The organism is Niabella aquatica (assembly GCF_054779315.1).
Genome location: NZ_BAAGYM010000006.1, coordinates 188,497 through 214,043 on the forward strand (window position 1 = coordinate 188,497; position 25,547 = coordinate 214,043).

17 protein-coding genes are annotated in these 25,547 nt (G+C 43.5%); 5 read left to right on the plus strand and 12 right to left on the minus strand.

From position 1 onward, the window contains the following. Nucleotides 1–81 precede the first annotated feature (81 nt). Nucleotides 82–3,414 carry a SusC/RagA family TonB-linked outer membrane protein gene (locus tag ACYVBM_RS06610; protein WP_460684842.1) on the minus strand — a complete coding sequence of 1,111 codons (3,333 nt, stop codon included), beginning with the start codon at nt 3,412–3,414 and terminating at the stop codon, nt 82–84. A 582-nt stretch (nt 3,415–3,996) separates the two neighbouring features. On the opposite strand from ACYVBM_RS06610, the gene ACYVBM_RS06615 reads away from it, so the two are divergent. Both ACYVBM_RS06615 and ACYVBM_RS06620 read left to right on the plus strand, forming a co-directional pair. Then, the gene (locus ACYVBM_RS06615; RefSeq protein ID WP_460684843.1) at nt 3,997–5,352 is read left to right on the plus strand and encodes a Gfo/Idh/MocA family protein; all 1,356 of its coding nucleotides are present in this window, start codon (nt 3,997–3,999) and stop codon (nt 5,350–5,352) included. Between the two features lie 61 nt (nt 5,353–5,413). After that, nucleotides 5,414–6,166, plus strand: coding sequence for a 3-keto-disaccharide hydrolase (locus ACYVBM_RS06620; RefSeq protein WP_460684844.1), 753 nt, complete (start codon nt 5,414–5,416; stop codon nt 6,164–6,166). A 556-nt stretch (nt 6,167–6,722) separates the two neighbouring features. On the opposite strand, the gene ACYVBM_RS06625 is transcribed toward ACYVBM_RS06620, so the two are convergent. The 6 genes from ACYVBM_RS06625 to ACYVBM_RS06650 form a co-directional block, all read right to left on the minus strand. Further along, the gene (locus ACYVBM_RS06625; RefSeq protein WP_460684845.1) at nt 6,723–6,953 is read right to left on the minus strand and encodes a hypothetical protein; all 231 of its coding nucleotides are present in this window, start codon (nt 6,951–6,953) and stop codon (nt 6,723–6,725) included. A gap of 106 nt (nt 6,954–7,059) precedes the next feature. After that, a complete protein-coding gene (locus ACYVBM_RS06630) occupies nt 7,060–9,792 on the minus strand; it encodes a glycoside hydrolase family 2 protein (RefSeq protein ID WP_460684846.1) in 2,733 nt (910 codons plus the stop codon). Further along, on the minus strand, nt 9,792–10,553 hold the full coding sequence (locus tag ACYVBM_RS06635; protein ID WP_460684847.1) for an SGNH/GDSL hydrolase family protein: 762 nt from the start codon (nt 10,551–10,553) through the stop codon (nt 9,792–9,794). The genes ACYVBM_RS06630 and ACYVBM_RS06635 overlap by 1 nt, the downstream gene beginning before the upstream one ends. After that, nucleotides 10,550–12,739, minus strand: a complete 2,190-nt coding sequence (locus ACYVBM_RS06640; RefSeq protein ID WP_460684848.1) for an FAD-dependent oxidoreductase — start codon at nt 12,737–12,739, stop codon at nt 10,550–10,552. Before ACYVBM_RS06640 ends, ACYVBM_RS06635 begins: the two co-directional genes overlap by 4 nt. A 509-nt stretch (nt 12,740–13,248) precedes the next feature. Then, complete coding sequence (locus tag ACYVBM_RS06645) at nt 13,249–13,953, minus strand: SDR family oxidoreductase (RefSeq protein ID WP_460684849.1); 705 nt, start codon at nt 13,951–13,953, stop codon at nt 13,249–13,251. Between the two features lie 178 nt (nt 13,954–14,131). Beyond that, nucleotides 14,132–14,311, minus strand: coding sequence for a hypothetical protein (locus tag ACYVBM_RS06650; RefSeq protein ID WP_460684850.1), 180 nt, complete (start codon nt 14,309–14,311; stop codon nt 14,132–14,134). 133 nt (nt 14,312–14,444) lie between these two features. On the opposite strand from ACYVBM_RS06650, the gene ACYVBM_RS06655 reads away from it, so the two are divergent. Further along, nucleotides 14,445–16,391, plus strand: coding sequence for a histidine kinase dimerization/phosphoacceptor domain -containing protein (locus ACYVBM_RS06655; RefSeq protein ID WP_460684851.1), 1,947 nt, complete (start codon nt 14,445–14,447; stop codon nt 16,389–16,391). A 6-nt stretch (nt 16,392–16,397) separates the two neighbouring features. Continuing rightward, on the plus strand, nt 16,398–17,024 hold the full coding sequence (locus ACYVBM_RS06660) for a response regulator transcription factor (RefSeq protein WP_460684852.1): 627 nt from the start codon (nt 16,398–16,400) through the stop codon (nt 17,022–17,024). Nucleotides 17,025–17,291: 267 nt separating this feature from the next. Here ACYVBM_RS06660 and ACYVBM_RS06665 read toward each other — a convergent pair whose 3' ends face one another. After that, nucleotides 17,292–19,388, minus strand: a complete 2,097-nt coding sequence (locus ACYVBM_RS06665; protein ID WP_460684853.1) for an RCC1 domain-containing protein — start codon at nt 19,386–19,388, stop codon at nt 17,292–17,294. Nucleotides 19,389–20,145: 757 nt separating this feature from the next. Between ACYVBM_RS06665 and ACYVBM_RS06670 the strand changes: the two genes are divergently transcribed. Further along, nucleotides 20,146–20,622, plus strand: coding sequence for a pyrophosphohydrolase domain-containing protein (locus ACYVBM_RS06670; RefSeq protein WP_460684854.1), 477 nt, complete (start codon nt 20,146–20,148; stop codon nt 20,620–20,622). 299 nt (nt 20,623–20,921) lie between these two features. Here the strand turns inward: ACYVBM_RS06670 and ACYVBM_RS06675 are convergent, their stop codons facing one another. The 4 genes from ACYVBM_RS06675 to rsmI form a co-directional block, all read right to left on the minus strand. Further along, nucleotides 20,922–22,250, minus strand: coding sequence for a M56 family metallopeptidase (locus ACYVBM_RS06675; RefSeq protein WP_460684855.1), 1,329 nt, complete (start codon nt 22,248–22,250; stop codon nt 20,922–20,924). 1 nt (nt 22,251) lies between these two features. Next, on the minus strand, nt 22,252–22,623 hold the full coding sequence (locus tag ACYVBM_RS06680) for a BlaI/MecI/CopY family transcriptional regulator (protein ID WP_460684856.1): 372 nt from the start codon (nt 22,621–22,623) through the stop codon (nt 22,252–22,254). A 118-nt stretch (nt 22,624–22,741) separates the two neighbouring features. Beyond that, the gene (locus ACYVBM_RS06685) at nt 22,742–24,574 is read right to left on the minus strand and encodes a M1 family metallopeptidase (protein ID WP_460684857.1); all 1,833 of its coding nucleotides are present in this window, start codon (nt 24,572–24,574) and stop codon (nt 22,742–22,744) included. Between the two features lie 265 nt (nt 24,575–24,839). After that, nucleotides 24,840–25,535: a 16S rRNA (cytidine(1402)-2'-O)-methyltransferase gene (gene rsmI, locus ACYVBM_RS06690; RefSeq protein WP_460684858.1), complete on the minus strand. Its 696-nt coding sequence runs from the start codon at nt 25,533–25,535 to the stop codon at nt 24,840–24,842. Between the last annotated feature and the right edge of the window lie 12 nt (nt 25,536–25,547).

Genomic DNA, 25,547 nt, shown 5'->3' on the forward strand with positions numbered 1-25,547 from the left:
TGGAATTCGCTATAAAAATTATTTTCGCTCTTAATATCAATTGCTCAATAATTTTTATGGCTCATTTCATATTGCATTCATTTAAAAATTCAGGTTTAAACCAAGTGTAAATATCCGTGGCGCAATTACACCAATTTCACTATTGGGGTCATTCGTATTTTCAATGTCCCAGTAGCGCCAGTTCTTGTCTTTTTTCCAAACCGCCACATTACGTATGGAGCCAAACACTTTCAGGTTTTCAATATTTACTGACTGGAGCAATTTACCGGGAAGAGTATATCCGAGGGTTATATTGTCTAACCTGGCGAAGGAACGGTTAAATACCCGTTTGGGTGCGTTAAGGCCTGAAGGTCCTCTTGCATCTAATCGCCCCCAGAAATCGCTGGAGTTGTCGGCTGTCCAGTACGGTTTTTCGTAAGTATTGGCCCCGGCCGTTACCAGCGATGTGTTGTTATCCTGGTTCAGGTAAGCTCCGTTCAGGCTTTTATGCCCCATGTAGGAATAGATATTGAAAGAGAAGCTCAAATTTTTGTAGGTAAAATCATTACGCAAAGACCACATTACGGGCGCCTGTTTTTGCCCGAGGAACTGCTTGTCGTTATTATTGTAAACAGGAGTGGTGGTTTGGTCAGCATTTACCCTATCATCTGCCGTATAGCTGTTTTCCACTTTGGGGTCGCCGGGACGCTGCCCGTATTTCTTAGCTTCTTCGGCCTCGCTTACCTGCCAGATACCGGTTACTTTGTAATCCCATATCGCACTTATAGGCTTGCCAATAAACCACCCGTTGTCCCTATCATTCACTTCTTTGCTCGACACTACGTTGCCATTAGCATCCAGCACATCCTCATACCGGTAATAAAGGTGCTTGATTTTGTTCTTGTAGTAGGAAAAACCAAAAGTGGTGTTCCAGCTAAAATCCTTCCGCGCTATGTTGCGGGAGTTTACAGATATTTCAAACCCGTTGTTCTGCACTTCTCCCAGGTTGGAGGTAACGCTGGAAAATCCTGCAAAATCGGGTAGGGACTGGTTCATAATCATGTCGGTAGTAGACATCTGGAAATAATCCAATGTAGTAGTGATACGGTTGTTAAGAAAGCCCAGGTCTAAGCCTACATTAAAGGAAGCTGTTTTTTCCCATTGCAGGTTTTTATTGGCCATACGGGATATACGCAGGTAATAATACTGCACATAGTCGCCTGCGGCATTGATGTAGCCCTGTGTACCTGTACCCAAGGCTAAATCGGCTAAAGCTATATAGGGGTTTGCAAGCGCACGGTTACCGTTTTGCCCGTAGGACAAGCGCAGCTTACCATTGCTTAATGTATTCCAGTTAAAGAATTTTTCGTTGGTAAAGGTCCAGCCCAGGGCGGCAGAGAGGAAAGTGGCGCGGGGATTGGAAGTGCCAAAAGCAGAATACCCATCGCGGCGTACAGAGCCGGTGAACATATACCTGTCGTCGTAAGAATAGAATAAACGGGCCAGCATACCATCCGCTGTCTGGCGTGTATCTTCTGAGTCAAATGAACTTAACAGTTTGTCGCCTGTGGCGGTTTCGTGAAGACCGAGGGCATCCGTGGGCAGTATATTGCGTGCTTCAATACGATCCCTCCAGGATTGGCGCTCTTCGGCTTCCTGCACGAGGGTTACATTTACCCGATGTTTGTCAGCAAAAGTCTGCTCCCAGTTGATGGTATTGTTCATCGACCAGTCGAAACGTTTTGCCTGTTCGCGGTTTGTCCCTATACCAGTCGGTACCCAGTCAGGATGCTGAGCTGATTCAAAAAACCGGTCATAAAACCATTGATACCGGGGCGATACATTGAACGAATAGTTGATATTAAAAGGTAGCTTTACTTTGGCTGTTAGAATGGTGTTTAAAACCGTATACCCTTTTTCCAATTCTCTGTACTGCCTGTCAAAATCATAGTTATAGCCTCTTGTATAACCGGTATAGCCAGAGCCTTGCGGGTTTTTCTCCAGGTTCCCGTTCTCATCCCTGTAAGACGCGAAGGGACTGTTGGAGGTAATCGCCCTGTTCCAGTCCAAATCTATATTGCCATCCGACCTGTCCTGGAAATTTACGTTGGCACCAATATTCAGCCAGTCGGTAATTTTTCCATCCACTTTAAGGTTGGAGCGTACCGCACGGTAATTATCGCTCATAATAACACCCTGGTTTTTAAGGTACCCCGCGGACATGTAATAGTTTATCCTGTCGCTGGCACCGGAAACACTGATATTATAATCCTGGTTAAAACCGTTGCGGAAGCTATGGTCGTACCAGTCGAAGGTTTTCCCGGTAAGGTAGTTATTATACACGTTATGGTCCAGCAGGAGGCGTTTCGCGTAAATCTGGTCTATGGTGGCGCCTGTCTCGTTTACCGAATAGGCTTTCCACTGGTCTTCTGTTATGCCATACCTGGCTAATAATTCCGGGGTTGGTTTTTCATAATAGCCCGGCTTGTTCGAAGAGGGCTCAGTACTTGAAACTACCTGATAAGGCAGATACTCTCCTGTTGTGGGGTTGATACCATAAGTGGCGCCTACGTACCAGTCCTGCCTGTACTTTATATACCCTTCGGGTCCGTAAACCGGCCGATTAACAGACATAGTTGAAAGTCCGAAGTTGGAAGTGAAATTAATTTTGGGCTTGCCTTTTTTCCCTTTTTTGGTGGTGATGATAAGCACCCCGTTGGCAGACTGCGCACCATAGATGGCAGCTGCCGACGCATCTTTAAGCACATCAATCTGCTCGATATCATCGGGGTTTATTTCCGAAAGTTCGCCGTAGAATATCATCCCATCCAATACAATCAGCGGGTTGTTATGGCCGCCGTCGGTATATACGGAGCGTTGCCCGCGGATGTTGATGGTACCGCCACTTTTTGCCGATGCGTCTAACCCGATGGTTAAGCCCGGCGTGCCTCTTAACACATCCTGCACTGTTCGGGGGTTTTCGTCGGCAATTTTATCGGGCTTAATCTGTGTGATAGCACCGGTAAGGTCTTTTTTTCTTGCTGTACCATAGCCGATCACCACTACATCTTCCAGACCTGTAGCTGCCTGCTGTAGCACAACAGTTAAAGGTCCGGAGCCCTCTACCACTATTTCCCGGCTAATGTAGCTCACGTGCGATATTTCTAAAACAGCGCCCGTGCCTGCCCGGATACTAAAATCGCCGGTTGTACTCGTCTTTGTGCTAACGCCGGTTCCTTTTACCGCCACGGTAACATCAGCCAGGCCGGTACCCAGAGAGTCTGTAACCTTCCCGGTTGTAACCGGCTCCTGCGCGTAGGTGGCAGAAGAGAGCAACAGTAAAAACACCAGGAGCGGAGATAATTTTGGTAATAAACATTTTCGGCACAGGGAGAAGGCCTCGCATTGCCTGATTCTTCTGAAACTTTTCTTCATGATAGTCTTTTAATCGTTTCTAAATGAAATTCGAGCGTATGATTTCTGATAGTGAGGTTATTGCAGATGGCCTGTTCACTCTTCTGGCAAGCTTTAAAGAGTCTTGCGTTACAGACGCAATCGTTTAAACCTTCGCATTTTCCAGGATGTAAAACAACAGAACATTTTTTGCACACCCTATTCAACATTTTGTCGAATCGTTCCAAATTGCCTTATGAAAACAATTTCCCTTAACACTTTATAATGAATTATAAAAATATTTAATATCTAAAACCCTGGGAGAAAGGAGTAAAAATGCCTGTTCGCAACCTGTACTCTTTTTTTATGTTAGTATAGCCATGCTTTTCAGGCAGGATACACGTTGTTCAATTATTTGTCTAATTGTTTCAAAAAGATGAGACCTCCTGCATGCAATACATTGATTTTAAAAGGTATATGTTACTGTTTATGGCAATGCCGGCGACAACGTGTTGAATCGTTTATGACGTTTTATTATTTTCGCGAGGCAGTGAGTCTTCCTGCTGCAGATTTCTTTCTTATTCGATTGCAATCATAATTATACTCAAAACTTTTATGAATCAGATGAAAAAATCACGTCGTACATTTATTAAACACGCGTCTGTAGCAGGCGCTGGTATTTTCTTATCCAATAAGGTTTTTAGTGCTAAAAGTTACAGCCGTATCCTGGGTTCGAATGAGCGGGTTCGGGTTGGTGTAGTAGGTTTTTCAGATCGTCACCGCTTTTCTCATATGCCCTGCTTTATGAACCATTATAAGGAGCTGAATTTTGAAGTTGTTGCTGTATCGGATATCTGGAAGCTACGCCGCGAACAGGGAGCCGCTATGTGGAAAGAAAAAATGCAAAACGATGTAAGGGCTTTCCGCAATAATGAGGAAATGTATAACAGTAAAATGGTAGATGCGGTTTTTATAGGCACTGCAGACTTTCAGCATGCGCTGCATACGATAGAAGCGGTAAAAGCGGGTTGTGATGCCTATGTTGAAAAGCCATTTGCAGAAACGATGGAAGATAACCGGGCGGCACTTAAAGCGGTAAAGGAAACCGGGAAAATTGTACAGATAGGCTCGCAGCGCCGCAGTGGAGCCAACTATCATGCGGCTTATGAATTTATCAAATCCGGTAAATTCGGACCTATTACTATGGTTGAATTAACCTGGAATGTAAACCAGCCAGGACGTTGGCGCCGCCCCGACTTACTTAAAGTACTGAAAGAACAGGATACCGACTGGAATCGCTTTATCATGAACCGACCTTTTGAAAAATTCGATCCGCGCATATACCTCGAATACCGCCTGTTCTGGCCTTATTCATCCGGCCTTCCCGGCCAGTGGATGAGCCACCAGGTAGATACTGTACATTGGTTCACCGGCCTCAGGCATCCACGCAGCGTGGTAGCTAACGGCGGTATTTATCAATGGAAAGACGGCCGCCGCAACTGGGATACGATCATGGCAGTTTTTGATTACGGCCCGCAGGATGATATGTCGCAAGGCTTCCAGGTAACTTTCGGATCGCGTATGCATAACGGAGAGGAACGCCCCGCAGAAATTTACTACTCTAATGGTGGTGAACTCAATCTTATTACGAACAAAATATCACCGAAAGGAGGCCTTACCGAAAAGATGGCCGCTGCTATGAATATGAAATCTAACCTGCTACCTAATCTAAGCCTTCCCAATAATGAACAGGTGATAGCATCTGCCAACACGGGCGGCGATGTGCTTACTTCGAATCATGTCCGCAACTGGATGGAATGTGTGCGCAGCCGTAAGCAACCCAATGCCCCGGTTGAAGCAGGTTACAGCCACAGCATCGCCAATATTATGACAACAGCCGCGGCTCATACCGGTACAAAAGCTACCTTCGATGAACAGAAACAGGAAGTGATGGCTAATGGTAAAATTTTTAAATATTAAACAAGTGAGGATATAACAGTATCCAACAGTCTCATTCAACTATAACTTAAAACAACTCATCATGAACATACATATCCTCTGTAAAGCATTTGCTTTTTCCGTGCTATTATTTGCAGGTAATAGCATATCGGCTCAAAAAATAAATACCTTAACTCCCAAAGAAAAAAAGGAAGGCTGGCAACTATTATTTGATGGCAAAACCAGCAGAGGCTGGCGCGGAGCCAATTCTAATACCTTTCCTGCAGCGGCTAATGGCTGGATCATTAAGAATGGTATCTTAACTATCCAGGCGGCCGATGGATCAGAATCCCAGAATGTAGGGGACATTGTCACCACAGATGAATACAGCGCGTTTGAACTTAGCTTCGATTTTAAGTTAACCAAAGGAGCCAACAGCGGGGTGAAATATTTTGTAACCCTTAAAGAAAAAACAGGTGCCTCTGCAATTGGACTGGAGTATCAGATACTCGACGATGAGGTTCATCCCGATGCTAAGCTGGGCCGCAATGGCAACCGCACATTAGCTTCTCTTTACGATCTGAAAACATCCGATAAGACCGGGGCCACCCGACCTATCGGCGAATGGAATACCGGTAAAGTAATTGTTTATCCCAATAATCATGTGGAGCACTGGCTAAACGGGAAAAAAGTACTGGAATATGAACGCAAGTCGCCTGAGTTTCGGGAGCTGGTTAAAGTTAGCAAATACAAGGTCTGGAAAAATTTTGGAGAAGCCGACAAAGGCCATATCCTTTTGCAGGATCATGGTAATGAAGTAAGCTACAGGAATATTAAGATCCGATTACTGAAATAGGCCTTCTAATACCATTTCAATATTCTTACCTACGTGGTTGCTGTATTCAGATTAGCGTAGTTGGCCGGTTCCAGCAATCAACAGCTATACTTTCGCATTTATTGTTATCAATTTAATGATTCGCTTACGCCGCCCATTGCCGGATCGGTATATGAATTTTCGCCCGTTTCAATTCCTGCATAACGTTTCTCCAAAGCACGTTGCTCCTGAACAATCAAAGAAAATCATACCAGCATCTATGGTAACTGTCCGGGAGGGCTTTCCATAAGCATGATCCTGCAAGTCAATAACTAAAGCTTTTGCGTTATCCCGGTTTTCAACATGACGCAGGATTTTCGGTGTACTTACCAGTAGTTTCCTGCGCCCGCATATCACTTACACATCCAAATGCAGATCGCTTTTATCGCCGGAAAAATACCTGTAAAAGCTATCGGGCCCATCGATATCCCTGGTTCTGCCTCATAACCTATTCCCTTGTACATATTGAAAGTCGCGCCCTTTAAATTATTAAAATTTTCAGTGCTCAACTGCAGGTCTATCTTATCTTCTTCTTTATTCAGTTTACAGTTTGCCCCCAGCCTGTAAGAAAGTCCGTATGCTGCACGAAAGCCTTTTTCCGGTACATGAACTGGGACTCATAGTTGTTTTTTCCTTTATTCATAAAAATCATGCTAAATCCCAGCAAAAGCAATTTCTTTTCGATTTCCCGGCCAATTCCTGAATATAGTGGGTCTGAAATATCCGGCACGATTACACCTGTAATATTCTGTTCTCCTGCCCTTCCCATTTACAACAAGTGATACTGTTGATGTTGCAACGCCCAGGTGTTTCGCTATTTCAAAAATCGATATCCGGTCCGGTTTCATTGTGATCTACCCATGCTGTTTATACTTTTAAAACTTGAGATTGACCGCATCTGAATTCATAGCCTGTACGGACAGGTGTTTTGCTTTGTTCCGGTGGTTTTCCGCTATTTCTATGGTAATTGCTTTCGATTCGCCGGGTAGCAGGGAAAAGAAATTATCGGTATAGAATGTAGCGGGCAATACGGCATCCATACTATCTGTTAGGCGCAACTGTGTAAAGAATGCTATTTTATCAGATGTATTTTTGATGTGCACACCCAACAACATCTTTCCGTTAACCACTCTTTTTTTCACGTTGCCGGTTAAAGCAGCTTTTGGCAGTTTGCCGATATCTGAGAAACCAGATACAGCCGGACCGGTCATTGTCCAGGCGCCTTTATAAGCATCTTTCGATCTCCAGTAAAAAGACGAAGCTATTTCTTTACCATCAGGAGCCTTCAGTATTAATTTAATAAAATGCACCTGCGTTATGTTTGCATCAAAATCCAGCTTCAGCGCATCTTTTACCAATCCGTCTGCCGGGATGTTTATTTTTTGGGATTGATGCTGCACCAGCTTTGAGTTAAAATCGTACACCTTTGCTTCCACCATATAACCGGCAAAAGACTTTCGGTAATCATTATACACGGAAACCGTATTCTTCAAATAATCGAACTGCGGATGTAAAGGAGCAAGGCCATTTTGAGCATAGTACAATGCCGCTGTAGGGCGCAGGTACCAGTCGTACATACGGCTGGCGGTTTGCGGCAACGGGCTGTTGTGATACCAGAACAAAAAACCGGAAGCAAAGCGGTCGCCCCAGCCAAACTTATTATAGTTCCATACCTCGCAAATGGCGCGGTAGTTCATAGCACCCACCAGTTGTGCCTTTTGCGCATATTCATCAATAGAAGATGAAGGGCCTAACTGGTTCACTGCTTCGCGGTATTTCGTGTTCACGTTGTGAAAACCATTTCCGTCCAGGTAATTCCATACCGAATCATTGATAGGCCAAAGATCCTTTTCAGGCATCATTTCCCTTAAGGATTCTGCCAACGGCAAACAGGGAGTACCATACTCGGGGTTAAAACCGTCTACACGGCTACCCCTTGCAGAGGCTGTATTTTCAAAATACTGCATGGGATTTTCATATTTATACGGGCTGCCGTCATGTATGCCGCAACATTCTGATTCATCTTGATAACCAATTGTTGAATCCAATGCCTGTATCACTTCTTTTGTTCCGGGAATTGCCTTAGCTTCATTAGTACCAACATAATAAGCAACTGAGGGATGCGAACGGATTCGCTTAACAGTGGCCTGTACATTCTGAAAATACAGCGCAGTATCCGCAGGGGGACGTGTATCACCGGTTACCCAGAATTCATTCCACACCAGCAACCCCAACTCATCGCAAACGTTGTAAAATTCGTCAGACTCTGCAATTCCACCGGCCCAAAGACGCAACAGGTTAAAGCCTGCCTGTTGGGTATAACGAAGCTCTGTTCTTGTTCTTTTGGCAGAAGTACGTAACATGGCTTCAGGTACCCAGTTGGTACCCCTGATGAATACCGGGTGCCCGTTGACTATAAAACGGCGTGATTGATCAGGCGTATTCGTATCGGTTTGAACCTCGCGCACACCAAACCGCGTCGTTAATTCGTGAGCAACACTGCCGCCCTGCAGGAACTGAAGGTTCAGCGTATATAAATGCTGATTGCCCTTATGAAGCGGCCACCACAATTTAGGGTGCTTTAGTTGAAGCTGCGGATATTGGTCGGGACTGAAAACAATGGACCTTGTTTCCCCTGGTTGCAGCTCCACCTCATTTTCTAAACGAATGGCTGTACCGGCAATGGTGCCAACAACTTTTCCTTTCTGTTTAATGTCCGTTGTATTGCGCACTTCTACCGTTACCGTCTGCATAGAGAAACTGGTATCCGGCAATGGCAGCTTGGTTTGCACAAAGGGATGCTGTAATATAACATTGCCGGTAGTATACAATTCCACATCCCGCCATATACCGGTATTCCGGTCGCGGATACCGTCCGGCGTGGTAAAGTCCCAGCCTACCGACATCAGCATGGTTACATTTTTACCGATCTCGCCATCACCGCCATTATTGTTCTCGCCAATGGCGCCGGTGCGCTTTTTATTATTCCTATACACATCACCCGGCACATCTACCGGTAACACCTCTACCGCTAAAACATTTTGACCTTTCCGGTTTACAATATCCGTAATGTCAAAATTGGCCGGCTCAAACATACCGGCCATCGTGCCTACCTTTTTCCCGTTCAGCCAAACAGCTGCCCTGTAGTTAATGCCATGTAGTTTCAACCATAATTTTTCACGATTTAATACCGGAGGAACCGTAAATGAAGTCCTGAACCAATAACGATAAAAATCGTTCCCCGCTTCGTGAAGATCGGGTATAAGATTGCGCGAACGGCGGTTATTGTCTCCATAATAGGGTTCGGGATATTCCTTGTTATGAACAAGGCTGTTTAAAACCGTTCCGGGAACAATTGCCGGCAACCAGCCTGCTGCCTTGTACGACAAAGAAGACACCGTTTCACCCGATGCAGTTTTATCCGCTTTTTGCATAACCCAGGCAACGCCGGTGCTTTCGCCGGTTTTTAAAAAAACAGATTGTGCTGCAGAAGGCGTCATCTCAAAAGCTTCTTTCTGGGCATTTGAATACAATGACAGTACCGTAAAAATTCCGATAATTGATAAACGATTTGCTTTGAACATATAATATTTGTGCTGAATGATCATCAGATGATGGTTAATAATTTGTTTAAATACCCGGGATAGCTATTACGATCGTTTGAGCCATCGCCTTTGGTAATGCTATCGCCAAAACATACAATCTGTTCTTTAGGAAGGCTGTGGTACATGATACAATCAAATACCGAAAGTGCGATAAACCGGTATCCGTTTGCAGTAGGATGAATACCATCTGTTTTATTTGCGTTCGCTTCATTTTGTATCAGGGAGGAAGCATCGGTGCCAACATTCCCGATGGCATCAAACCGCTGCCCGATATCTAAAAAAACTGCGTTGTATTGACCGGCAACGGTTTTAATCACGGTGTTTACCTGCTTCCTTCTTTCAGCAACTCCTTCAGGTTGATAAAAAGATCCGGGATGGCGGGTAAGCAGGTAAGGCTCATACATGGGCAAAATCGTCATCATTAACAGCCGGCTCCCGCTTTTCACAATACGACCGGCAATTATTGAAAGGTTGCTTTCATAAGTATCCAATGGCACATGCTTTACACTGTTCATATCATTGGTCCCTACCATTAAAATAGTAAGTTGCGGCTTGTATGCAAGGCAATCCTTGTCCATGCGATTCAGCAAATCAACGGTATTGTTTCCGCCAATGCCTTTGTTGATTGCCGGAAGCTGATCCGCCACAGGCACTACATTTTTTTTATCCGGCACACTTGCGATTGCAGACAAACAGCCTCCAAACGTAAGACCTCCAACGCATACCATCCCTTTTTCTAAAAAATACCTTCTTGAATGATTCATTTCTGTCTTACAGGATTTTGATTGGATACAGGAACGAACAAAGCAGCATCGGCCGCTATTACCCCATTGGCATGCCGGTTCGTTATTTCGACATATACTTTTGAGTCGCCTTCAGGTAAACTAAATACACCAACATCTACCCATTCTCCTGAAGTCTGGCCCGCTATTTTTATATCCGATCTGCGAATGGTTTTTAATACCTGCTTTTTGCCATCGTGTATTTTTACTTCCAGTTGATCTGAAGCTTTTGGCAATTGGGGATAATAAATATATACATTATACCTCCCCGACTTTTTAATGTACGGTTCAAAACGTACGCTGGCTGCCGCCTTAGTACTGTTCAATAAAAATGAAGGGCCATAACCTCCTGTACTTCTTTTTTCCCATTGCCCGCTAATGGTTGTAACATCCACATCATCTACCAGTATTTCTGCAGTGCTTCCATCTCCTAACGGGTTATCTCTTAATTGCTGTTGCAGGGATCTGATGTTCACATCCTGTACCCCGGATTTTTTGTCAATAGCCATTACGGCCGCTGTGGCCGCTGATTGTGCCAGCACCATAAATACCGGTTCCATGCGGATAGAGCCATAGGCCATATGGCTTGCAGACAGGCATACCGGAACCAACAGGTTGGTGCACTCTTTGCGATCGGGCGTTATAGAACGGTACGCTATCGGGTAAGGCTGTATCCCCCTGATCTGTACATCCCCTTCGTTTTTAACCATGCCATTCCATACAATGCGTTGTGCATTATGAGAATCCATATTGTATGCAGCCATACCAATTCCATCTTCCACCACCTCTTTTGCCTGGCAATTGGCCTGTGTCATTACATAGGCCCCCACCATCCTTCTGGCCTCGCGCACATACAGCTGAGGCGTCCAGTGCTGCGTTTTTATGTATTCATCTCTGGGATATCCCCATTGCAACATTTGTTCTCGTATATGCGACGACATACGCGGATCATGCCCTATAAAATATAAAAGTCCTTTTGTATAATCCACATGTTGCTTAAAAATAGTATCCCTGACCGCATAGTCTCCATCAGGATAAGCGTAGTTCATGCCGATCATATCCGTGGAGAAAGGCCCCTGGTTATTGATATCCGTTTTATGATTCGGCATCAGGTCCATTTTCAAAATCTCGCCTAAATGCTTTACCGGTTTCACAGAAAGATAACGGAGTAGTAATTCGTATTTTGCCGGGTCATAATTTTCAGGCAGTTCTATCGGCAGCTGATTTGGCGGATCGCTGCTCAGGCAGATCCTGAAATTATAGGCCTGTATCTTTTGATCGCCGGAACCGGATTCCTGTAATGGCTCACTACTGATGCCCCACAACAACCCGCTTTCCGGATCGCCGGGCACCTTGTAGGGATCCACGCCATCAGGAAACTGATGCTTGTCTTTCAATTGCACACCATTTACCGTTTCATTATATTGAGCGTTTGACTCCCGCCCGGTGGTATAGCTCACCCCAGCCCCGGCCATCAGATCACCTTCATAAGAACAATCGATGAATTGCCTGCCTTTTACTAAAACAGTACCTTGTGTACCGTCTGAATTTTCAAGTACGACCGATTGTATAACGGTCCCTGATTTATTCACCTTATTCAGGCGCTTCCCGTATAAAACCTTACAGCCCGATCTTTTGATATAATCCAAAAAAACCTGCTCTGCCACTTTAGGCTCAAAAATCCATTGCTCAAATTTCCCGTAATGCTTTCCAACACGCCGGTAAAAATCCCTGGCCAATCCCGTAACAACATATTTATTACCAATATCGGTAAATCCCAGGCCGCCTGAAGATAAACCTCCCAGGCGATGCCCGGGCTCGATCAATATCACCCGCTTCTGTTGAAGAGCCGCCGTATAAGCAGCCATCACACCGGCAGAAGTACCACCATAGATACAGATATCTGCATTAAATTTTTCGTCCTTCTGTGCATTCAGCAGCGAGGTCATTCCCATCGCCAGTAAAAAAAAGATGTTCCGCATCAAAACTTTCATGGATTTAATTGGTAAGTGTATACGTAAACGTCTTATAGCTCCTGTCTGGTCCAGCTGAACAACCTCCCCGACAAGTGCAGGAGAAGACAAATAGCGCAGGGCCAGGCTGTAAATACGATTTTTATAGCGATCATCAACTACATTGAACGCTTCCTCACTTCCTTGGGTAAACAAAGAAATAACATATTGCTCCCTATGTATGTTTTTTATCAATATGCAATATTGAACATCATTTACAGCAAATCGATCGTAGGTTTTAACGTTGAAAAAAAGCAGTTATATTATGCTAAAGATACAAAGATCAGGGAACCGTTCTTAAGCTTAATAATGCAAAAGTTTCAAAGACAAGCGTACATTCGATTTCAAAGCAATTGATGTGTTTAATTAAGCAAAACTTTACTACTGCAAGTAGTAAAAAATTAATAGTATAATTTGTTCATTTTTTTGTCGAATCGTTCCGAAAAAGAAAATTATACTTTTCAGAAGGCAGCAACGGTTCAAATAAAACATTTTGTACCCGGGACCGGAGTTTTCCGAACCATTTCTGGAGGGTTTGGAGCGATTGGCGGAGATATAAATGATAGCGTTATGGTGTACTCCTGAATATAATGCTGAATTTACATGTTTGAACCCTGAAGCTCGGAACATAATACCTCATGTCAACAGTTTACCCGTTGGCTTGGTTATTTTGTTTTAGTTGGACGAACTTCTATTTTGCTGGGTAAAACATTGGCGTTCATTTTTAATAAATCCACTACGATTTGTCCCAAATCTGACGGTTGAATTTTCCATTCATCTGCTTCATCGGGAATGTGCCCGTTAAAATGGGAAGTAACCGAACCAGGCATAATGGTTGTACATTTTATATCGTAATTCCGCAGATCTAACATTGCAGCCTGTGTAAAGCCAACCACTCCAAATTTTGAGGCGTTATATCCTGCAGCCTGTGCAAAGAAATTTGTTCCTGCTAATGATGCAATTGAAATATAATATCCTTTATTCTGTTTTAATTGGTCAACTGTTGCTTTTAATGTATGGAATACACCCGTGAGATTGGTATCTATCATGGCATTCCAATCTTCCAACGTCAATTCGTCAACCGAAGCAAATTTTTCCAAACCTGCATTGGCAATAACAACATCTAATTTTCCGTACGTTGCCACGATTTGCTCAACCGCCTTCACTTCATCATTAAAATTTCTAACATCAGCCTGTAAGGCCAATACATTCTGGTTTCCCAAAGCTAGTTTTGCTTTTTCAACAGCTTCAATATCTCTGCCAGAAATTGCGACTTTGATACCATGTTCCAGTAAAGCCTTTGCTATTCCAAAACCAATACCCTTTGTACCACCTGTAATATAGGCTACTTTGTTTTCTAATTTTTTCATAGTATCAAGATGATTTAAAATTTTATCCCGTATCCTCTTTCGAGAGAACAAAGATAGTAATCATGACCAGATCTATACCAGCTTTAATTTTCAAAAAATCACAATGGTTTTTCACTCGAAAATTTTCAAAGCAAATACTTTAGTTCGGTGAACGACCCTGGAGTTTTTTGAACCATTTTTATGGGGATTTGAAGTGTTGAACGATCCTTTCGGGTACCAGATCTTCTACCTTCAATTCTTTATGATAGTCCGGAACAAAACCAAACCCGGATACGGACCCAATTTCGGGAACAGCGATGACTTGTGGCGTCCACCAACACGACAATTCTCCCTGTGTACTTAGTCCCGCAACCACCATTATCCCGTAAAAGATATACAGCAGGCCTCTCCGGGCCAATAGACCCCGGGGTTCTAAATTGTATTATACTAAGTGAAATTAATTAGCTTGCACCCCTATTTTCTCTAAACATCCAGGGATCTTATTTACTTTAATGGTGCAGTCATCAGCGAACAGGTTAGGTTCAATAAACAGATCATTTTATTATCCCCAAAGGGCCGTAGTTCTCTGTTTGCTCTTTTTGATGGTAGCCGGAAGGTTATCTGCTACATCAGGTACTATTCATTTTAAGGCAGCCGCCCAAGCGGTTAGCATACGTCCCTACCTCAGCATCGTGGAAGATGAGGCGGCACAGTATAGTCCCGGCCTGCTGTTAACATGCCCGGATATTTTCCAATCGGGCGAAGGTTTTACAGCTGCAAAGCCCGGCAATATCTTTTGGCTGTTGACTCATTTATACAGCTCTACCAATGCTGAAGTAATTTTATCCTTCAAACATCTTACGTATGCAGACCTTTACCTGCTGCCTGATATCCCGGGAGCAGTCATCTCACACCGAAAAGCAGGAGCATTCCGGCCATCAACAGATATATATCCGGGAGACGACCGTTTTTATTTTCAGTTCCGGCTGGAAGCGGGTGTTCATTACCGGGTATTAATCCGCAGTCGTCATACCAAGCAATACAAGCCCATCCTGGACTTTGAGCTGGATGATCGCGATAGTTTTATGGCAGCCAAATTCAAATCGGAGCTGGCTGACTATTGGTTCCAGGGCGCATCTTTTTTGCTATTGATCTATGTAATGATCAGTTGGATCAACACACGGTACCGGCCCTACCTGTGGCTTGCTCTGTTCATTTGCGGGCTTTTGCTGTACAATCTTGCGTTAAGTCGCTACCTGATCGACTGGGTTTTCCCTTCCCGCCCTGAACTGGGCTGGCGATTGATCATACATTTCCTGCATTTGGGCCTGGCAGGATTCTATCTACTGCTGTTAAACTTCTGGAAACTAAAAGAAAAAAACCCACCTCTTTACAGGATAGGCCGGGCGATATTATGGGGCATACTCCTGCTTTCCGTTTTATCCTTCCTGATCCATTACACAACAGCCGATTTCAGTCTCATGAGTAAGTTTAACGGATGCTTCCTGATCCTCCAGTCCATTTATCTCATCCGGGTACTGCTGCTCTGGAAGAGTTTCGACAGGCAGGAACGTTTCCTGGCTTATGGCGTTATCATCTACCTGTCGATCGCAGTCTTCGCATCCGCGGGCATCTTTATCGTCGGAGAAAAAATTTATAGCTTATTTAATATTTTATCCGGCAGTATACTCATAACCGTCAGCTTGCTATTTCTGATCGGCATTAACGGTAAACTCTGGAATAATGAAAAGGAAAAAGCAGCCTACCTTGCACAACTCAACCAATTGCAGGAACAGCAAAACCAGCTTTTAGAAGACAAAGTTACCCAGCGAACGATGGAGCTGCACCGGAGAAGTGAGCATATCGAATTGCTGATGAATGAGCTGAACCACCGTGTCAAGAATAACCTGCAGTTGCTCTATAGCCTCAACAGTCTTCAACTCAAAGGTAGCAAAGATGTTTTCGTCAGTAATATATTAAAAGACAATGTATCCCGTATCAATGCCATGATGCTGGCCAATGACCAGCTTAGTGCTGCTAACCCCATCCATGGTGATACCTTGTCCAGTGACAAACTATTTGCAGGCATCATTAAGCATACCAAAGATATGTTTACTCATAGCGTAACGGTGGACATCACCCTGAATATAAAGGAAGGTCCTCTTTTAAACCCATCTGACCGTTTGTGCGTGGGACTTATTGTTACAGAACTTCTGACCAACTCCTATAAACATGCTTTTTCAAAGCAGGTTATGCCCCGGATACAGGTCGACATAATAACAGAAACTGAATGCTGGTATATGAATTTCCGGGACAATGGTACAGGAATTGCTATCAATTCCCGTAAAGGTTTTGGAATGACCCTTATTGCCGATCTTACCCGACAGTTAAAAGGCCATTATCAATTAGATAGCCACAACGGTACCTATTATCAATTTAATTTTCCTAATAAAACGTAAATGTGCATGCGGATCCTGATTATTGAAGATGAAATTATTATTGCCCGGTTTATCGAGGATAAAATTAATGAAAACTTTAACTGCAGTACGGTAATTGCGCTTAACCGCGAAGAAGTCTTGAATAGCTTGCCGGCATTTCTTCCTCACCTGATTGTGTGCGATATCAACCTGGAAGAAGATAAAGATGGCATCGTACTGATCGAAGAACTCCGGCAACAATATGTATTTGAAGTGATCTTCATTACTTCTTATCAATCGAAAGGTATGATCGAACGGGCCCTTACGCACCAACCGCTCAATTATATCATTAAACCAGTTGATGAAGCGACCATCTTTGCAGGCCTGAAGCTGGCCTGGCCATCGCTGATCGCTAATCAAGGGATCGGAAAGCTGCGTGAAGCATCCTCATTTGAACAGGTGCTCAGTGCAACTGAACTTAAAGTCATCCGGTTAATTGCTCAAAACAAGGGTACCCAGGAAATTGCTTCAGATTTATTTATCAGTCCTCACACCGTTAAGAATCACCGTCACCGTATTTGTCGTAAGCTTAATCTGAAAGATGAAAACAGCGCTCTGACCAAATGGGCCTTGTTACATAAGGATCAGATAGCCGGCAGTATTGCGGAAAATTAATGCTTTACTACAGCAGTCAACTGAAATGTAAGGTATAATCTGAACATTTCGCTGCCATTTACCAGGTTAAATTTTGACTTGTTAAAGTGGGAAAACCAGGCTATGATATTGCTTGTTTCCTGGGCTGGCAGGAACTGTTCATCATAGCCTGTACCTTTGTGTTTACCGGAGGTTCTTCCTGCTTCACAAAGAAGTCTTCCAGGACTTTATCACTGAGTTTATTGAAGTCCATTTTCCAGGCAGGCAATTCCCTGTTCAACAAGCCGGTTAATGCTTCACCGCTTTTACAACGGCAGATTGAGTTTCAGTACCATCTTTATCGACCTGTGTTATACGAATAAAGAGGTTGTTTCCAACGTTTACTTCTTTCACTTCCGCTTTATTGCACGCAATAATACTCAATACACCTGCTACAGCCACTGCTGTTGCCCATTTCCGGTTTCTTTTAAACAAAGACAGTAAACCCGCAAAAAGGCCTGCTCCGAGCATCGCTGCTATACCATTACTGTGGGTATTGAACCGAAACCGGTAGTTGAGGGTTGTATCTGCATTACCGCCTTTTGCCAGTGAGGGCGTTTGCCCTATCGCTTTAAAAATCTCTCCGTCGCCAGAAGCCTCTATTATAAAATGATCGTTATTCGATTCTGAGAGGGTTTGCCAGCTTACATCCAATTCATTATCCTGTACCGTAGCAGCTATACGGCCAAAGGTTACCGGTAATACCAGGTTAGCGGTTTGGGTTTTTACATAGAAGCTACTGAAACCACTTACATTAAAAGTCACCTCCCAACGCCCGGCATCAGCGTTATATACAACGCCGGAAGTACCAGGATTTATGGTCTGTATGGAGCTGCCATCGCTGCTTCTCTTTTCAATTCGCAAGTTCGCCTTACGTGCCGCTACGGTAGCAGCATCATCCATATCCGGCAATAACAAAGCAGGTGCAGGCACCTGCCCGTTGAAGCTCTTAAATTCTTCATTGGTGAAATACAATTTTACCGTTCCATTGGTAGTAGCCGGGTTTACAGCAGGTGTAATTTCGTAATATCTTTTTAAATACTCTTTCGGCTGTCCTGTTAACACCTTTACAGTAGCAGTAACATTGCCGGCGGTGTTAATCGTAACAGTAGCAATAGGGTTACAGCCTGCTTCAAAGGTATACGGCAATAGCGCCACCAGATAGTCCTGGGTGGCGCTGGCGTTACTGCCGGGCCAGCCTGTATTGTAAATATTAATAGGATAAGGTTTAACAACATTCCCTACTATACTTGATTTAAATCCGAGTTTTCCATCGGCAGACCATCCCCATCCCATAAGACGTCCCCCTGTATTCACAGCGAGCGAAAGGCCAAAACCTGTGGCAATCGAGGTCCAATTAGTAGCAGTACCTACCTGCGCAGGTACAAGGCTATTAACAGTGGTGCCCAGGCCTAATTGGCCATACTCATTAGAACCCCACGACCAGAGCGTGCCATTAGATTGGATAGCCAGGACCTGATTGTAGCTAGCCGCAATAGATCGCCAATTCGTTGCCGATCCGACCTGAACCGGCACCCGGCTATTAGTAGTAGTACCCAGGCCTAATTGGCCATACTCATTAGATCCCCACGACCAGAGCGTGCCATCCGATTTAATGGCTATGCAATAAGACCCCGCACCTACTACAGATTGCCAGTCGGTAGCAGTACCTACCTGCACCGGTCTGTTACTTCTACTGGTAGTGCCATTACCCAATTGCCCATACTGATTACTTCCCCAAGCCCAAAGGGTACCATTCTTTTTCAAGGCCATAGAGGAATATCCACACCCTGTAATGGACTCCCAGTCAGTATCGGTTCCCACCTGCACTGGTCTGTTACTGCTACTTGCGGAGCTATTACCTAATTGGCCATCACCACCCTGTCCCCAAGCCCAGAGTGTTCCATTTTCTTTCAAAGCTAAAGAGTGATTATAACCCACCGCAATGGACTTCCAGTCGGTATCGGTTCCCACCTGCACCGGGATGGTGCTACCTGTTGTAGAGCCATTGCCTAATTGACCGAACAGATTATCTCCCCATGTCCAAAGCGTACCATTGGACTGGATGGCTATGGTATACGAGAAGGTGCCGACTACAGAACGCCATTGGGTGCCCGGCACAATCTCCTGCAGGCCATACAGCGCGTTATCACTGGGAGTGCCATTGCCGAGACTACCCTTATAGTTTCTACCGGTTGCCAATAACCTGTCATCCGATGTAATAACGAAAGTATTCTGGCAGCCCGGCCCGCAAAAAACTTCTTTAAAAGAAATACACTGCGCACTCAATATTTCAGCAGTAAAAAGTAGTGATAATACAAACACGGATCGCCTACAAAAAATCATGTAATATGGTTTTAGAGTTAAAAATATCAAAGGTTTTAATGACTGTAACGGTTGCTAACAAACCTATACAGCCTGCATGAAATACGCCACTGCCGGTAATCAATAAATACTATTGAGGCCCAGGTTATATTACACTGGACGGATTTTACAGATCCTTACTTGTTTTTCAACATGGTCGTTCAATTAGAAAGCACGGCATGAGTAAAAGAGGGTGCATATTTAATAAAATAATTTTTGGTTTTAGAGGCTTCAAAGATATGGGAGCCTTATATCCCCAACAATAGTCCCTGGGGGCTAAATTGGCTACACTCTGAAAAGTATAAACACATAGCGGCATTCGTAATACCGCTTTGCAGATTTTATTTTTACTATGCTTTTCAACAATTTCTAGATTTGACAACCCAGTTGCTTTATGATTCAGATAATTCCCAAATATATTTTAGGTAATTAATTGCATTAATTGGAAAAGCAGGGGTACTTTGTTCGGTTTTTGTGTCTTCAAAATGGTTTTCAGATAGCATAATATCTGACCTGTAGGGCTGTAAGTATATTTCTCATACTGTCAATTTTGGTTATTTGCTGCAGGAAGGTTTAAGATACCCTGAAGATACTCAAAGTTATAAAGGCAGCAACATTCAGGAAATTAAATCCACTTTGCAATCTTCACCTACGTATACTTATTTAAGCCTGCTACAAACAATAAATTTTAAGTAAAGTATTTATCGCCTATTTTTAGCGAAATTATAAACTTACTAATATGCTTGATCCCACTCCGTTAAATGCAGTAGCTGAATTTCATGACACTTTTAAACACCCGGTTTTGAAGAGCCCGCAGATCCCTTCAAAGGAAAGGTGCAAGTTAAGGGTTGAATTACTAGCTGAGGAACTGAAAGAATTACAACAGGGTATTGATAAAGATAATATAGTAGAAATTGCCGACGCACTTTGTGATCTGCAATATGTTCTATCCGGGGCAATACTGGAATTTGGGCTGGCGGATCAATTTAAGTCACTCTTCGATGAAGTGCACCGTTCGAACATGAGTAAAGCTTGTAAAACACTCCAGGAAGCAGAGCAAACCATGCAATTCTATAAGGAGTTCCATGACTGTGAATCTTACTGTCAACAAGAGGGAGACCTGTTCCTTGTATATAGGAAGGGAGATAACAAGGTGCTTAAGTCTGTTAATTATTCTCCTGCCGATTTAGAGGGTATACTTCAAGCTGCGAGTTAAGGCAGGAAAAGTCCAGCGATGTATTTCCCGGGGCAATCTCCCGCATCAAAGGGCCTGACAGGGCTCCTCAATTCGCTTGTCGAATATATAAACAAAGAATTGCTTACGAAGCATCATTTTCCAGATTCCGGAAACAGCAGCCAGCACCGTTGAAAAGATCAGAATTATAGCAGCAATGAAATTTCTCTCATCTGCTTCTTCTGCAAACGAGAGAAATTATTATCCGCAACCTTGTCATCACCAGCTCCTGAACAAAATGCACAGCGCTTTCTGATAACAGTCTTTAATGTTATTACTTTCTAAAAGCTCAACCCTAAAGGCTTATCAATGCCTTCATTTTTGGGAGATTCTTTGATCATTTTCTGCACTTCATCATCTTTTATTATTATAGGTGGAGAAAACGATTCCACTTCATCTTTCACAATTTTAGGCGGTGCGAAGGACACCTGTTTCTTTTTGATAATCTTAGGAGGAATCAAATGATGAGGTTCTTCATTCTTACCGGGGGGAGGTGGTGGAGGTGGCGGCGCTTGAGCAGTATTCTGTAGGTGCAGTTGCACTCCGTATTTTTCTTCCGCTTTTGTTAATCGCTCAGGTGTTGAAATATTTTCTTTTATCACCTTTCTTTTTTTAAGTTTTATTTCTGCTACAATTGGTTTTTGATTTTTATCATAAGTAATAGAAATCCATTCCAGGTCTTTACGGGTTGCAGGATCGTGAGGTACTGATTCCAATTTTAATGTTTCAACCTTTACCGGTTCCTGGGCGTACACTTTTTCTGTAAAAAATAATAGCAATAAAGCTATTAATGGAACAACAATCATTCCTAACAAAAATGCTTTCTCTTTTTTGTATTTCTTTTGTAACATAATGAATCGTTTTTTAGTGATGTAAAAATTAAAGCTGCTGACAAAGGCCAGAGCAGGTTGCGCAACGGCTCTTTGTAATAAAATATGCTGATAACTGCGCACATTATCAAATTTTTTTATTACAGCTGCATCAGCCAGCAATTCGTGATTGATTTTTATAGATCGGCGGTACAGGTAAATCATTGGGTTAAACCACGTAAAAATTTGTAATAGTTCTACCCATAAAATATCCCAGCTATGCTTTTGCCGGATATGGGCCAGCTCATGCTCCAGCACCTCGGCCTCTATCCTTCCTGCTTCATATTCGGCCTTGCTTAAGAAAACCGTTTTTAAAAAACTATGCGGAACCGTTTCACTGCCCAGCAAGACAACCTTTATATCATCAATACAAAAGCTCTTGCTATTCCTTGCAGTTGTCCTTAGCTTTGAATAATTCACCACAAAGCGAACAAGGAAGTAAAAGCTTATTACAACCCAAACAGCGGTCATACTATAAATAATAATGCCAGTAGCTGGGAATCCTGTAGGCTGCACATGCAGCGCTTTGGAAAAAATTACTTCATTTATAGAACGTATAGCTGGCAGGCCGGTACGAGCAGGTAGCATGATTGTAATGAACGGAATAAAGAAAGAAACCACCAACCCGCCCAGCAAATAAAACCGGCTAAATACCAGCATTTTTTCTCTTTGAAAAATCAAGGCATACAGCGCGTAAAAAGCCGCACCGCATATGATCATTTTTAACAAATAAATTACCATACTAGTTCTTTTTTCTAATTTCAGAATCAATGATCTTTTTCAGCTCTTCCAGCTGCGCTTTGCTCAAATTGGTTTCTTTAGTAAAAAAAGAAGCAAACTGTAATACGGAATCATCAAAATAGTTTTTGATCATGCTGTTCACGTGCCTGGAAAAATAATCCGCCTTTTTAACCAGGGGGTAATACTCCCGTGAATTACCATATTGGGTAAATGCGATCACTCCTTTATCTATCATACGCTTTAAAAGCGTAGCCACCGTTGTACTGGCAGGCCTGGGATCAGGAAAGCAATCGATCAGATCTTTCATAAATGCTTTTTCCTTTTGCCAGATATATTCCATCAGTTGTTCTTCTGATTTTGATAATTTCACCATTCTACAATTATAGATTTATTTCTACAAATGTAGAATATATTTTTGTATTACAAAATTTTAATTAAAAAAGTGCCGGGCAATTGCCCGGCACTTTTTAACGAGTAGCACTTATAGTTTTTTAAAAACTCACCTTATTATTGTGCCTGTTAATATCTGCCATTCGTAAGCTGGGGTCGATTTCAATAGCAGCAATATCTGCTCTTTTTAACTCAACCGGTAACGTATAAGTCGGGCTGGTCCATCGCCATACAGGCTGTATCCTGCGTGGCATGCTGCTTTCGGCAGGTTTGGTCCCATACATCAGGTCCAGGGGAATATAGTATATCTCTTTGCTGCCATCTTCTTTAGTAATTACCAGGTCCACAGGCATGGGCATCAGGTCTTTATTGCGAAGCCTTATCTGCGTTTTCCCGTTCTGCTCCCATACGCTATCGACAGCATAATCGATCGTTTTTGTTGTATTCACCCAAAACTCTTTATACCAGTCCAGTTTTATATTGCTGATGTTTTCGGCAAGCCGGATGAAATCATCAGCATTCGGATGCTTAAATTTCCATTGGGCATCATACGCCAGCAAAATTTTATCCCTTGTCTGTGCTCCAACAATGTAACCCAGTTGCTCCATAAAAACAGCGCCTTTATTATAGCTGGCAGCGCTATAAGCGTAATTCGTATTAAAATGATCGGCATGAGTAGAAAGCGGTTCTTCCAGACCACTTCGCACAAGCGCATAATAACCTTTATAGCTGTCTGCCTGCGCAAAAGAGGCAGAATCACCTTTCAGCCAGGCGTCAGTTCTTTGTTCGGCATAAGTGGTAAAGCCCTCATCCATCCATGCATACCTGCTTTCGTTAGTGGCCAGTACCCCCTGGTACCAGCTGTGTAGCCACTCGTGCAGCCATGCTCCCGGGCCTGCCAGTAGAGTTGCCATAGGATATTCCATTCCACCATCGCCACCGGTGATAAATGAGTATTGCTTATATGGATACGGCCCGAAATGTTTTTTTATGAATGGGTATGCCTTTGTTGCTTTGGTCAGAATATCTTCCCATTCTTCAGGTGCTTTTCCTGCAGGTTTATATAGCAGGTGCAATGTTATACCGTCTGCTATCTGCGTTTTCTTATGAATAAACCCTGGGTCAGCTGCCCACATAAAATCATGTACATTCTCTGCCGTAAATTTCCAGGTAAGTTTTTCACCCGCCGGCAGCCTTGCCCTGATTCCTGCAGCCTCATAACCATAGCCTACCTGGTTGGCATTGATGAGAGAGCCGGTTCCGCCCAGTATATAGTTTTTATTGATGCTGATATTCACATTAAAAGTGCCGAAAGGGCCATAAAACTCGCGGCCTACATAAGGCGTGGGATGCCAGCCCTCTTTATCATAAGCGCAGATGCGCGGATACCACTGGCTCATAGAGTAACGTACCTGCGTAGCAGGGTTATCCCTGCCACTGCGTCTTATCTGTAAAGGCACCTGTGCTTCAAACTCCATATCCAATATCACCTTCTGCCCAGGCAAAATGGCCCTGGTAAGCGGCGCCACAAGTATGGTCTCCAGTTCCTCAAATTTTTGAGGAACGCCATTCATCTTCAGCGATTTTACTTTCTGGTAACCTGTTTCATCAGGCTGTAGCTTTTGTATCCGGTCTTTTACGCGCGGGTCCCAATCTGCACGGGTAGACATAAAAGTACCCTGCCTGCGGCTGCGTTCATCCATCATGCTCCCGGGCTGAAAAGCGTTCCAGAATAAATGGTAAAACACTTTTTTCAGTGTGTCCGGCGAATTGTTCCAATACTCCAGCTTTTGCGTTCCTGTAAAACGGTTGGTTTGTACATTCATATCCACATCCATTGTGTACTTAACCTTTTGCTGCCAGTAACCATTTTGGGCAAACGATGAAAAACATAAAAATACAGTAGCCGAAAAGGCTGCAACATTTTTGGTCATAATCATTTTCCTTAAATACGAAAAATACAAATATAAGGGGATGCACAGGAAACTCAAAGCATCAATAGCGCATAGAAGATGACAGCAACGGCATGATTCTAATAATCAGCAAACAATTGTCAATACGCAAATATCCGATTTCAATATCCAGTTACAGCAGCAGAAAGCTTCAACCGCTTAGCCACTGTCAAATGAAATGAGCATTGATTATTGTGGATTGAACCAGTTGGCCATAGCTTAATGCAGGCAATTGAAATTCATCCGTTCAATCATCTTCCCTCTTTTTTGCTTTCTCCGTTTTCATACCATCTACCACAATCACAATTTCTCCCTTCACTGTTTTTTGAGAGAAGTATTGCCCCACTTCCTGTAGTGTTCCGCGTTTGGTTTCCTCAAACATTTTGGTAAGCTCGCGGCTCACACTGCATGGCCTGTCTGCACCAAAGTACTCTGCCAGGTCATTCAATGTTTTTACTAACCGCACTGGCGATTCATAAAAAATCATCGTCCGCTCTTCAGTTTTCAGTTGCTCAAGCGTGGTGTGGCGGCCTTTTTTTAAGGGCAGAAAGCCTTCAAAGCAAAAGCTATGGGTAGGGAGCCCGCTATTGACCAGTGCCGGCACCAATGCTGTAGCGCCGGGCAGGCTTTGCACTTCAATATGATTCTGCACACAGGCGCGTACCAGCAGAAAGGCAGGATCGGAAATACCAGGAGTACCGGCATCTGTTACCAGCGCCATTGTTTTGCCACCGGCCAACTGCTGTATCAGGTGTTCCACTATTTTATGCTCATTATGCTGATGGTAAGGAGTTAGCGGCTTTGATATCCCGTAGTGATTGAGCAAATGCGAAGTAGTGCGTGTATCTTCCGCAAGAATAATATCCACTTCCTTAAGCACTTCCAAAGCCCTTAATGTAATATCCTTTAAATTGCCGATAGGTGTAGGAACGAGATATAACATATAAAATATATG